11 protein-coding genes are annotated in these 12155 nt (G+C 70.5%); 1 reads left to right on the plus strand and 10 read right to left on the minus strand.

The features are described 5' to 3' along the window. Positions 1-18: 18 nt before the first annotated feature. The 10 genes from sigJ to AB0I06_RS00530 all read right to left on the minus strand — a co-directional run bounded on the left by sigJ (position 19) and on the right by AB0I06_RS00530 (position 10721). Positions 19-930 carry an RNA polymerase sigma factor SigJ gene (gene sigJ / locus AB0I06_RS00485; protein WP_363116495.1) on the minus strand — a complete coding sequence of 304 codons (912 nt, stop codon included), beginning with the start codon at positions 928-930 and terminating at the stop codon, positions 19-21. 33 nt (positions 931-963) lie between these two features. Then, positions 964-1698, minus strand: coding sequence for a PIG-L deacetylase family protein (locus AB0I06_RS00490; RefSeq protein WP_363116496.1), 735 nt, complete (start codon positions 1696-1698; stop codon positions 964-966). Positions 1699-1748: 50 nt separating this feature from the next. Beyond that, a complete protein-coding gene (locus tag AB0I06_RS00495) occupies positions 1749-3050 on the minus strand; it encodes an alpha/beta fold hydrolase (RefSeq protein WP_363116497.1) in 1302 nt (433 codons plus the stop codon). A gap of 109 nt (positions 3051-3159) precedes the next feature. Further along, entirely contained in the window at positions 3160-4185 is a 1026-nt protein-coding gene (locus AB0I06_RS00500; RefSeq protein WP_363116498.1) for a LacI family DNA-binding transcriptional regulator, read from the minus strand. An 86-nt stretch (positions 4186-4271) separates the two neighbouring features. Continuing rightward, positions 4272-5696, minus strand: a complete 1425-nt coding sequence (locus AB0I06_RS00505; protein WP_363116499.1) for a BNR repeat-containing protein — start codon at positions 5694-5696, stop codon at positions 4272-4274. Between the two features lie 16 nt (positions 5697-5712). Further along, positions 5713-6033: an L-rhamnose mutarotase gene (locus AB0I06_RS00510; RefSeq protein WP_062930800.1), complete on the minus strand. Its 321-nt coding sequence runs from the start codon at positions 6031-6033 to the stop codon at positions 5713-5715. A 17-nt stretch (positions 6034-6050) separates the two neighbouring features. Further along, positions 6051-7133, minus strand: a complete 1083-nt coding sequence (rhaS, locus tag AB0I06_RS00515) for a rhamnose ABC transporter substrate-binding protein (protein ID WP_363116500.1) — start codon at positions 7131-7133, stop codon at positions 6051-6053. Between the two features lie 30 nt (positions 7134-7163). Continuing rightward, on the minus strand, positions 7164-8174 hold the full coding sequence (locus AB0I06_RS00520) for an ABC transporter permease (protein ID WP_363116501.1): 1011 nt from the start codon (positions 8172-8174) through the stop codon (positions 7164-7166). Next, the gene (locus AB0I06_RS00525) at positions 8167-9207 is read right to left on the minus strand and encodes an ABC transporter permease (RefSeq protein ID WP_363116502.1); all 1041 of its coding nucleotides are present in this window, start codon (positions 9205-9207) and stop codon (positions 8167-8169) included. The genes AB0I06_RS00520 and AB0I06_RS00525 overlap by 8 nt, the downstream gene beginning before the upstream one ends. Next, positions 9204-10721 carry a sugar ABC transporter ATP-binding protein gene (locus AB0I06_RS00530; protein WP_363116503.1) on the minus strand — a complete coding sequence of 506 codons (1518 nt, stop codon included), beginning with the start codon at positions 10719-10721 and terminating at the stop codon, positions 9204-9206. The genes AB0I06_RS00525 and AB0I06_RS00530 overlap by 4 nt, the downstream gene beginning before the upstream one ends. Positions 10722-10981: 260 nt before the next feature. Between AB0I06_RS00530 and rhaI the strand changes: the two genes are divergently transcribed. After that, on the plus strand, positions 10982-12142 hold the full coding sequence (gene rhaI / locus AB0I06_RS00535; protein WP_363116504.1) for an L-rhamnose isomerase: 1161 nt from the start codon (positions 10982-10984) through the stop codon (positions 12140-12142). The last annotated feature ends 13 nt before the right edge of the window (positions 12143-12155 follow it).

Below are 12155 nucleotides of genomic sequence, written 5' to 3' on the forward strand. Positions count from 1 at the left end.
CTCGCGGTCGAGGTGGGGTCACCCCGCTCCCCCGGGCACCTCCAGCCGCTCCAGCCGCTCCGGGTCGGCCAGGATGTACAGGTCCGTGATGCGGCCGTCGACGATCGTGACGCCCATGACCGACCGGATGCGGCCCCCCTGCGCGTCGACCATTCCGACCGAGCCGTTGACCAGGACCAGCTCCGCGGACTGCGCGAACGGGGCGAACAGGAGCGCCTGCTCCGCCACCGCCTTCGCGCCTCGCACCAGCTTGGAGGCGGCGGCGCCCCGGACGAGCGCGCCCGAGTCCGCCCGCAGCAGCACATCCGGGTGCAGAAGGGCCACCAGCGCCTCGAAGTCCCCGGCACGTGAGGCGGCCAGGAAGGCGTCGAGCACCTGCTTCTGCCGGCCGAGGTCCGGCTCGGACGACGGGGTGGCCCCGCGCACCCGGCGCCGGGCGCGGCTCGCCAGCTGCCGGGTCGCGGCCGGGCTGCGCTCCACGATCGGTGCGATGTCGTCGAACGGCACGGCGAACAAGTCGTGCAGCACGAACGCGAGCCGCTCGTCGGGCGCCAGGTTCTCCAGCACGACGAGCAGGGCCAGGCCCACGGAGTCGGCCTGGAGCACCTCCTCGGCCGGGTCGATGTGCGACAGGGGCCGCAGCACGGGGTCCGGGACGAAGGCTCGCACCGTGTCGTGGGTGTCCCCCATCGGCTCCTCGCGGCGGGCCGTGCGCGAGCGCAGCAGGTCCAGGCAGACGCGGCCGGTCACCGTGGTCAGCCAGCCGCCGAGGTTGTGGATGTCGTCCGCCTCGGCGCGGCTGAGCTTGAGCCAGGCCTCCTGGACGGCGTCCTCCGCCTCCGCGAGCGATCCGAGCATGCGGTAGGCCACCGCCTTGAGATGCCCCCGGTGTTCCTCGAACCGGTCGGCCAGTTCCACGCTGCCTGTCATGGTCTCCCCCGTCATCCGTCGATCAGCCGCTGATCATCTGCTGAACAGTTCGAACGCCACCGCCGGCCGGCCCCCGAACCTCTCCCCCGTCGCCTCGGCGTGCCCTGTCAGGAAACCGCGCACGTACGTTTCCGGGTCCTCGCTGGTCAACACCTCGATGTAGGTGCGGTGTTCCAGCAGGGAGCGCACAGCCCGTTCCATCCCGGCCGTGGCGTCGACGGCGTGGGTAGGCGTGCTGGAACCGGCGACGGCGACCCAGCGCACACCGTCCCAGGGATCCAGGCCCTGTTCGACGAGCTCGGGGAAGATCCACCGGTTGCCGGCGTCGCCGGCCGCGTCGAGCGTGGCCCGGCCGACGGCCACGTGGTCCGGGGTGTTCCAGGCGACGCCGCCCCAGGTGTCGCGGTGGTTGAGCGTGATGACCAGCTCGGGCCGGTGCCGGCGGATCGCGGCGGCGATGTCGCGGCGCAGGGCGGTGCCGTACTCGATGACGCCGTCCCTGTGGTCGAGGAACTCCACCTCCGACACGCCGACCACCGCCGCGCTCGCCCGCTGCTCCCGCTCGCGCAGCGGCCCGCACCGGGCGGGTTCGATCGTGTCGATGCCCGCCTCGCCGCGGGTCGCCAGCACATAGGCGACCTCGCGGCCCTCGTCGGTCCAGGCCGCGATCGCCGCCGAGCAGCCGTACTCGAGATCGTCCGGGTGGGCCACGACCGCGAGGGCACGCCGCCAGTCCTCGGGCATGGGCTGGAGTTGAGTGGTCGTCATGTCCGCAGACTAGTCCCCGCCCCCGGCATCACCGGGCACACGGCACGGCATCACGCCTCGCCCCGGGCCAGTGCGAGCAGCCGGTCGAGGACGCGGGGGCCGCCGGTGCGGATGCCGTCGTGTTCGTACTCGTCGGTGATCCAGGTGCGCAGGCCCCGGATGGAGCGCGCGGTGCGCAGGGAGTGGGCCGTGTCGACGTACATGTCGTCGTGGTAGACGGCGGCCACCACCGGCACCGTGTTGGCGGCGAGACGGGCGGGGTCGTACAGGGGCGTCCAGTCGGTGCGGGCGGCGAGCAGGTCGGCGGTCTCGCGCAGGGGGCGCAGCGCCGGGTCGCAGTCGAACATCCAGGGGTGAATCGATTCTCCGGTGAACAGGAGAGGCTCGTCGCCCGCGAGGGCCTTGGCGGCGTCGAACTGCGGGAACTCGGCACGGACCCGCTCGGCGGACCAGGCGGTGGGGCGGGCGTCCTGGCCGTAGATCGACTCGTGGATCAGGGCGTACAGCGGGTGGCGGGCGTAGGAGAGCATGGCCTGCGCCTGCTCCTGGAACGCGTCGGAGAGCGTGAAGCCCTGCGGGGTGCGCACAAAGGCGTTCTCCAGCAGGTAGTGCAGGCGGTGGGTGCCGTCGCCGGTGCCGAGGGCGATGCCGAGGGACTGGAAGGCCTCGACGGTGAGCCGGTAGCCGTTCGGCAGGACCACGTCGTGGTGCAGCAGGTGGTCGGCGATGCGGCGGGCGCGCTCGGCGTCCTGCGGGTAGCGGGCGTAGTGGGCGGTGACCTTGCGTTCGATGCGCGGGAACGCGGCGCGGTAGACGTCGTCGGCGTGGGCGTCCAGGGAGGGCAGCCCGCCGGTGATCACGGCGGTGGTCAGTCCCTCGGGGGCGAGGGACAGGTAGGTGGTCGCGCAGAAGCCGCCGAAGCTCTGGCCGAGGACGGTCCAGGGCTCGCCTCCGGTGAGCTGCGCGCGGACGGCCTCGCAGTCGCGGACGATCGAGTCGGCGCGGAAGTGCGTGAGGTAGTCGGCCTGCTCGGCGGGGCCGCCGCGCAGCGGGAGCGTCTGGCGGTTGGCCGGGGTGCTGTGACCGGTGCCGCGCTGGTCCAGGAGCAGCACCCGGAACTCCTTCAGGGCCCTGCCCAGCCAGCCCGGCCGGCCGACGGACCGGTCCGCGCCGAAACCGGGACCGCCCTGGAGGTAGAGCAGCCACGGCAGGTCCTGGTGCGTCCGGTCGCTGGCGACGACCTCGCGGGCGTACAGCTCGATCGTCTCGCCCTCGGGCCGGTCGTGGTCGAGGGGGACGGTGAAGCGGCGGTCGGTGAGGACGACTCCGGGCTGGCGGTAGCTGAGGGTCAACAGGGCTCCCGGGACGGACGGATTTTCGGGCCGCGTCCCAGTTCATCACAGCGATCGTCGGCGGGTGAGCCGTTCGATCATGAAACCTTGCTGAACGGCGCTTCAGGGTTCAGCGGGCGGACAGGCTGGAGCGGCGCACCACGAGTTCCGGCTGGAGGACGACCCGCCGGTGCTCGTGCGGGCGCGACGTGCCCTCCTCCTCGGTCTCCTCCAGGAGCAGGTCGGCGGCCATGGCGCCCATGGTGACGGCGGGCTGGCGGACCGAGGTGAGCGGGACGGCGGCGGCGGCCGCGAACTCGATGTCGTCGTAGCCGACGATGGCGAGGTCGTCGGGGACTCCGACACCGGCCGCGTACATGGCCTGGAGGACTCCGAGGGCGAGCAGGTCGTTGGCGCAGAACACTGCGGTGGGCCGGTCCGCGAGGCCGAGCAGCCGGGCTCCGGCGTCGCGGCCCGCGGCGACGTCCAGCCGTTCGGTGGGCAGTTCGCGCAGCGCGTCGGGCCCGAGCCCGGCCTCGGCGAGCGCTTCGAGGGCGCCGGTGCGGCGGTCGCTGACCTGGTTCAGGCCGGGCGGGCCGCTGACGTAGGCGATCGAGCGGTGTCCGGCGTCGACGAGGTGGCGTACCGCGAGGGCGCCGCCCGCCACGTCGTCGACGGAGACCGAGCACTCGGTGGTGCCCTCGGCGACCCGGTCGACCAGGACGAACGGGATGTTGTGCCGGCGGAAGGTCTCGATGTTGCGGCCGGTCGCGTCGGCGGGGGTGAGCAGCACACCGCGCACGCGCTGCTCGGCGAAGAGCGAGAGGTACTCGGCCTCCTCGTCCGGGCTCTGGGCGCTGTTGCAGACCATCACGCCGAGTCCGGCCTGCCGGGCGGCGCGCTCGGCGCCGCGCGCGACGTCGACGAAGAAGGGGTTGCCCATGTCGAGGACGAGCAGCCCCATGATGCGGCTGCGGCCCGCGCGCAGCTGGCGCGCGGACTCGCTGCGGACGTAGCCGAGCCGGTCTATCGCGGACAGCACCCGGGCCCGGGTCTCGGTCGCGACCGTGTCCGGGCGGTTGATCACGTTCGAGACCGTGCCGACGGAGACTCCGGCGACGCGGGCGACGTCCTTGATACCCACCGACTGGGCCATCGGGCAGGGACCTCCAGAAGGAAGACGGGGGCGGCGGGCGGGGCGGCATCACATTACCGGCATGCCGCCCCGTCGACCGGATGCGGTCAGGCGGGCAGGCGGAAGTCCGTCACGTGCAGCGCCGAGGGCGTCGTGCCGCTGGACTTCTCCTGGTACATGAAGGACAGCACCCCGTCCTGCGCGACCCGTGTCTCGTCGATGACGACCTCGCCGAAGGCGCCCAGGCCGCTGCCGTCGAAGAGGAGCTTCCAGTCGGTGTGTCCGGAAGCCGCGGAGGCGGCGGCGATCCGGCCGAAGGGGAAGATCGCGTACGCGTTGTCGTACTTGTCCAGGATCAGCTTGGTGCGCTGGCTGGAGTTCAGCGGGACCGGTATCTCGGTCTTCTGCCACGCGCCGGAGGCGTTCTTGCGGACGTGGAAGGCACGGCCGTTCGCCGTCCGGTCCGCGACGTAGTTCGTGGTGCACTGGCCGAAGCGGCCCGGGACGTAGGAGATGATCGCGTGCGGCCGGCCCGCGGAGTCCGTGAACTGGCTCTCCTGGTTCATCAGGGAGTGGTCCGGGTTGAGCGGGTCGATCACCAGGCCGGCGTCGGTCACGGACACCTTGTCGGAGCCGCCGGTGACGCCGACGACGGTGCCGGCGTTGTTGCGCCAGGTGCGGCCCCGGTCGTCGGAGTAGACGTAGCCGGTGTCGTGGTTGGTGATGCCGCCGCCGTTGCACATCACGGCGCCGTTCTGCTCGCGCCAGGTGAAGAAGGAGTGCAGCCGGCCGTTCCGGTCGTAGTCGATGCCGTGCAGGTACATGTTGCGGGCCGTCGAGGAGCCGTGCTCGCTGGTGTAGGTGCCGGTGGAGGCGGACCACTCGCCGAGGTTGGTCCACTTGGTGCCGTCGTACTCGGCGAGGGCGTTGCGGCCGTTGCCGGAGACGGCGACGCGGTAGCTGAGCTGGAGCTTGCCGTCGGGCGTGGAGACGAACTGCGGGTAGGTGAACTGCGAGGTGAGCGCCAGTCCGTCCAGGGTCGACTGGGGCGCGCCGAAACGGCTCGCGGTCCAGCTCAGCCCCGCCGGGATGTCCATGAGCCCGGCGACCGACTTGACGTAGGTGAAGCCGTCGCTGTGGGAGTCCATGTTGAGGTGGAGGCGGCCGTCGACCTTGGAGACGCCCATGGAGATGACGTTGTGGGAGTCGTCGTAGCGCAGGGTGTGCCCGACCTTCACGGTCGACCAGGTGCTCGACCCGAGGGCGCGGCGCCCGACGACGGCGTTGCGGTCGGCGGTGTACCAGACGGCGTACTGGTAGCCCTTGTAGGTCAGCAGACCGTTCTTCTGGAAGGCGTTGTTGTTCACCAGCCCGTCGTACGACACGAAGAAGAGGGCCTGGCTGTCGAGGGTGGTGGTGCCGGTCCGGGTGACGGAGGGGCCGGGGTCGGCGGCCCGCGCCGTGCCGGAGGCGAGGGCGGGGGTCACCACCGCTCCCGCGAGGGCGGCGGCCAGCAACGTACGTCTGTGCATCTCGTGGACTCCATCGTCATGCGAGGTGGAACACTTCGGTGAGCGGTTTCATGGCCTCGTCGGGCCGGGCGCCGTCCAGCGACTCGAAGAACGGCGCCATCTCCGCCTGCCAGCGGGCGTTGACGTCGGTGGCTTCCATCCCGGCCTGGGCGGCGGCGAAGTCCTCGGTCTCCAGGTATCCGACGAGCAGTCCGTCCTCGCGCAGGAAGAGCGAGTAGTTGTGCCAGCCGGTCTCCGAGAGTGCCTGGAGCATCTCGGGCCACACGGCGGCGTGCCGCTCGCGGTACTCGTCGAGGCGCTCCGCCCGGACCTTCAGCAGGAAGCACACGCGCTGCATCAACAACCCTCCAGGAACTAGAAGTTGAACTGGTCGATGTTCTTGGCGTCGAACACGGTCGGCTTGCCGAGGCTGATCACGCCGTCCTTGCCGATGGTGTACTCGCCCATGGAGCCGGCCTTGAAGGTTTCGCCCTCCTTGCCGGTGATCTGCCCGGAGGACAGGGCGACGGCGGTACGCGCGGCCAGCTCGCCGAGCTTCGCCGGGTCCCACAGCTCGAACGCCTCGACGGTGCCGTTCTTGACGTACTTGCGCATGTCGTTCGGGGTGCCCAGGCCGGTCAGCTTGACCTTGCCCTTGTACTTGGAGCCGGACAGGTACTGGGCGGCGGCCTTGATGCCGACGGTGGTCGGGGAGATGATCCCCTTCAGGTTCGGGTACTCCTGGAGCAGGCCCTGGGTCTGCTGGAAGGACTGCTGGGCGTCGTCGTTGCCATACGCGGTCTTGACCAGCTTGATGTTCTTGTACTCGGGCTTCTTCAGCTCGTCCTTCATGAAGTCGATCCAGGTGTTCTGGTTCGTCGCGGTCTGCGCGGCGGACAGAATCGCGATCTCGCCCTTGAAGCCGATCTGCTTGGCGAGCAGTTGCACCTCGGTACGGCCGAGGTCCTCGGCGGAGGCCTGCGAGACGAAGGCGTTGCGGCAGTCGGGCGTGGTGTCGGAGTCGTAGGTGACGACCTTGATGTCGTTCTTCATGGCCTGCTTGAGCGCGGTGCACAGGGCGCCCGGGTCCTGCGCGGACACCGCCATCGCGTCGACCTGCTGCTGGGTGAGCGTGTTGACGTAGGAGACCTGCCCGGCGGTGTCGGTGGCGCTGGAGGGGCCGACCTCCTTGTAGCTGGAGCCCAGTTCCTTCAGTGCCTTCTCGCCGCCCTTGTCGGCGCTGGTGAAGTACGGGTTGTTGACCTGCTTGGGCAGGAACCCGACGGTGAGGCCCTTCTTCGTGGCGGCGTTCGGGTCGGCCTTGCCGGCGGTGGCGGCCGAGGCGTCCTCCTTCGCCACGTCCTTCTTGGTGGTGCCGCCGCAGGCGGTGAGGGCGAGCGCGAGACAGGTGGCGGTGGCGAGGGCCGCGCAGGAGCGGCGGAGGGTGGACTTGCGCATGTCGATGGTCCTTTACGAGGAAGGGCTGGGTTACGAGGTGGGAGTCGAGGCGGCTCGTCGGCCCGCCCTCGCGGTGGAGATCTGCCGTACGAGCCGGGGGCCGAGCACGGACAGAACGAGCAGGACGCCGGTGACGACGATCTGGGACTGGGCGGACACGTCCTGGAGGCTCATCACGTTCTGCAGCGCGCCCAGGAGGAACACGCCGGCGATCGCGCCGCCCAGCGTGCCCTTGCCGCCGTCGAAGTCGATGCCGCCGAGCAGCACGGCGGCCACGACGGACAGTTCGAGGCCGGTGGCGTTGTCGTAGCGGGCGCTGGCGTAGTGCAGCGCCCAGAAGATGCCGGTCAGGGAGGCCATCAGACCGGTCAGGGTGAACAGGATCAGCTTCTGCCGCTTGACCCGGATGCCGGCGAAGCGCGCTGCCTCCTCGCTCGCGCCGATCGCGAACAGCGACCGTCCGAACGGGGTGGCGTGCAGCGCGACCACGGCGATGGCGAGCAGGACGAGGAACGGCAGCAGGGCGTACGGGACGAAGGTGTCGCCGATGCGTCCCGAGGCGAAGTCCAGGTACTGCGTCGGGAAGTCGGTCACCGCGTCCGAGCCGAGCACGATCTGCGCGATGCCCCGGTAGGCGGCGAGCGTGCCGATGGTGACGGCGAGGGACGGCAGCCCCAGCCGGGTCACCAGCAGTCCGTTGACCAGCCCGCACACCACACCGAGCAGCAGGCACACCGGGATGATCGACTCGATGGTCATGCCCTGGTTCCACAGGGCGCCCATCACCGCGCCGGACAGACCGGCGGTGGAGGCGACCGACAGGTCGATCTCGCCGGAGACGACCAGCAGGGTCATCGGCAGCGCGATGAGTGCGATCGGGAGCGTGTTGCCGATGAGGAACGACAGGTTGAGGGCGTTGCCGAACCCGTCGACGAACCCGAAGGAGAACAGCAGGACCACGACGAGCAGGGCGCCGACGGCGGAATCCCACCTCTTCAGGCCGGACCAGCCGGCCGCTCGGCTCGGGGAGATGTCAGCCATGGCGGGCGTTCCTCTTCTTCAGGGCGGAGGCCACGCGCAGCGCGACGACCCGGTCGACCGCGATCGCGAGGATGAGCAGGATGCCGTTGATCGCGAGCACCCAGACGGAGCTGACGCCGAGGGCGGGCAGCACGCTGTTGATCGAGGTCAGCAGCAGCGCGCCGAGGGCCGCCCCGTAGACGCTGCCGGAGCCACCGGTGAAGACGACGCCGCCGACCACGACCGCGCTGACGACGGTCAGTTCGTAGCCGTTGCCGGTGCCGGAGTCGACGTTGCCGAAGCGGGCGAGGTACATCGCTCCCGCGAGTCCGGCGAGCGCGCCGCAGAAGGTGTACGCCCCGAGGATCCGCTTGCGGACGGGGATGCCGGCGAGGCGGGCGGCCTCGGGGTTGGAGCCGAGCGCGTACAGCTCGCGGCCGCCGGCGAAGTTCTTGAGGTGGTAGGCGGTCGCGATGAGCACGGCCAGCGCGATCAGCGCCAGGTACGGCACCGCCGAGATGCCGCCGGAGCCGAAGTCGACGAAGCCGCCGGGCAGGTCGGCCGCGGTGATCTGCCGGGAGCCGACCCAGATGGAGTCGATGCCGCGGATGATGTACAGCGTGCCCAGGGTGACGACGAGCGCGGGCACCTGGCCGAGGCTGACGAGCAGGCCGTTGAGCAGGCCGAAGCCGATGCCCAGCAGCACGGCCAGCGCGATCGCCACGACCGGGTTCCCGCCGCCCTGGAGATAGCTGCCGGCGGCGAAGGCGCTGATGCCGAGCGTGGAGCCGACGGACAGGTCGACATTGCGGGTGATGACGACGAGCGACTGGCCGGTGGCGACCAGGACCAGGATCGTCGCGTTGAGCAGCAGGTCCTTGATGCCCTGCTCGGACAGGAACTCGCTGTTGCCGGCCTGGGTGATGCCGATCATCACCAGGAAGACGACCAGGATGGCGAGTTCGCGCATCTTGAAGACGCGGTCGGCCAGCCGGGTGCCGCTCGACTTGGGCACCTCGGCCACGGGGGCCTCTTGCGGGGTGACGACCGTCATGCGGCGGCCCTCCCGGTGGCTGCGGCCATCACGGTTTCCTCGGTGGCGTCGGAGCGGGGGATCTCGGCGGTGAGGCGGCCCTCGTGCATCACCAGCACGCGGTCGGCCATGCCGAGGATCTCGGGCAGGTCGGAGGAGATCATCAGGACGGCCACGCCGTCGGCGGCCAGCTGGGACAGCAACCGGTGCACCTCGGCCTTGGTGCCGACGTCGATGCCGCGGGTCGGCTCGTCGACGATCAGCACCCTGGGGCCGGTGGCGAGCCACTTGGCGAGCACGACCTTCTGCTGGTTGCCGCCGGAGAGGGTGTTGACCGTGTCGGCGATCCGGGCGTACTTGACCTGGAGCTTGACGGCCCAGTCCAGGGAGCGGCTTCGCTCGGCACCGCGGTCCATGAGCCCGGCCTTCACGGTCGTGCGCAGCCCGGTGAGGCCGATGTTCCGCTCGATGGACATGTCCATCACCAGGCCCTGGGCGCGACGGTCCTCGGGGACCAGGGCGAGTCCGGCGGCCATCGCGGTGGAGGGCGCGCCGTTGACCAGGGCCTTGCCCTGGACCGACACCTCGCCGGCGTCCCAGCGGTCGATGCCGAACACGGCCCGGGCGACCTCGGTGCGCCCGGCGCCGACCAGTCCGGCCAGTCCGACGATCTCGCCGTGCCGTACCTCGAAGGAGACGTCGGTGAAGACGCCCTCGCGGGTCAGCCGGCGCACGCTCAGGGCGACCTCGCCGGGTGTCACGTCCTGCTTGGGGTAGAGCTCGTCGAGGTCGCGGCCGACCATGCGGCGCACCAGGTCGTCCTCGGTCATGCCCTCCAACGGCTCGCTGGCGATCCAGGCGCCGTCGCGCAGGGTGGTGACCCTCCCGCAGATCTCGAAGATCTCCTCCAGCCGGTGGGAGATGAACAGCACGGCGGCGCCCTGGTCGCGCAGAGTGCGCACGACGCCGAAGAGGCGGGCGACCTCGCTGCCGGTGAGGGCGGCGGTCGGCTCGTCCATGATCAGGACGCGGGCGTCGAAGGAGAGGGCCTTGGCGATCTCGACGATCTGCTGGTCGGCGATGGACAGGCCGCGGGCGGGCCGGTCGGGGTCGAGTTCGACGCCGAGGCGCTGCATCAGGGCGGCGGTGGCGTTGTGCGTGGCCTTGTGGTCGATCCGGCCGAGGGCGCGGCGCGGCTGGCGGCCCATGTAGATGTTCTCGGCGATCGACAGGTCGGGGAAGAGCGTGGGCTCCTGGTAGATCACGGCGATGCCGGCGTCGCGGGCGTCGCCGGGTCCGTGGAAGGCGACGGGCGCACCGTCGAGCAGCACCTGGCCGGCGTCCGGGCGGTGCACGCCGGCGAGGGTCTTGATGAGGGTGGACTTGCCGGCACCGTTCTCACCGGCGAGTGCGTGCACCTCCCCGGGGAACAGCTCGAGGGAGACGTCCCGCAGTGCGCGGACCGCGCCGAAGGACTTGGAGACGTCCCTCAGTGCGAGAACCGGGGCCGGACCCGTGGTGGACGGGTGGGTCATGAGGGCTCCTCGACGACGTCGGCGGGTCGGCCCTCTCGACGTCGTGAAAGGTTTCAACTGGGTTGCCGGGACGTTAGGCGGGCCGCGCATGTCACGTCAATGGGTTCCGGTCGAAAAAGTTTCGAGGCCGCCAGGTCACGCATGTGTCACGGAATCCGTCTCGACCGGAGGGGTTGACACCCCTTCGGAGGGCCCATAGCTTCGCGTCCTGAATCGTTTCATTCAGTGGTCGTCACGACCCCATGTCACAGGAGCCTGACGTGACCGAGCTCGCAGCGGCGAAGGCCGCTCTCAAGACACAGGCCGTCGAGACGCCGTCGTGGGCCTACGGGAACTCGGGCACGCGGTTCAAGGTGTTCGCCCAGCAGGGCGTGCCGCGCACCCCGTTCGAGAAGCTGGACGACGCGGCCAAGGTGCACGAGTTCACCGGGGTCGCCCCCACGGTGGCCCTGCACATTCCCTGGGACAGGGTCGACGACTACACGGCGCTGGCCAAGCACGCCGAGCAGCGGGGCGTGAAGCTCGGCGCGATCAACTCCAACACCTTCCAGGACGACGACTACAAGCTCGGGAGCATCTGCCACCCGGACGCGGCGGTGCGGCGCAAGGCCGTGGACCACCTGCTGGAGTGCGTCGACATCATGGACGCGACCGGGTCCACGGACCTGAAGCTGTGGTTCGCCGACGGCACGAACTATCCCGGCCAGGACGACATCCGCGGGCGGCAGGACCGGCTCGCCGAGGGGCTCGCCGAGGTCTACGAGCGGCTCGGGGACGGGCAGCGGATGCTGCTGGAGTACAAGTTCTTCGAGCCGGCGTTCTACACGACGGACGTGCCGGACTGGGGCACCGCCTACGCCCACTGTCTGAAGCTCGGGCCGAAGGCGCAGGTGGTCGTGGACACGGGGCACCACGCGCCGGGCACCAACATCGAGTTCATCGTGGCGACGCTGCTGCGGGAGGGGAAGCTCGGGGGGTTCGACTTCAACTCGCGGTTCTACGCGGACGACGACCTGATGGTGGGCGCGGCCGACCCGTTCCAGCTGTTCCGGATCATGTACGAGGTCGTGCGCGGAGGCGGGTTGTCGCCGGAGGTCGCGTTCATGCTCGACCAGTGTCACAACATCGAGGCGAAGATCCCGGCGATCATCCGGTCGGTGATGAACGTGCAGGAGGCCACGGCCAAGGCGCTGCTGGTCGACGGTGACGCGCTGGCCGCGGCGCAGCGGGCGGGGGACGTGCTGGAGGCGAACGCCGTGGTGATGGACGCGTACAACACGGATGTGCGGCCGTTGCTGCGGGAGGTGCGGGAGGAGATGGGGTTGGACCCCGAGCCTCTTGCCGCGTACCGGCGGTCCGGGTGGGGCGAGAAGATCGTCGCCGAGCGGGTCGGTGGGCAGCAGGCCGGGTGGGGGGCGTAAGCGTCTGCCGAGA

It is taken from the genome of Streptomyces sp. NPDC050674 (assembly GCF_040654575.1).
Taxonomy (GTDB): Bacteria; Actinomycetota; Actinomycetes; order Streptomycetales; family Streptomycetaceae; genus Streptomyces.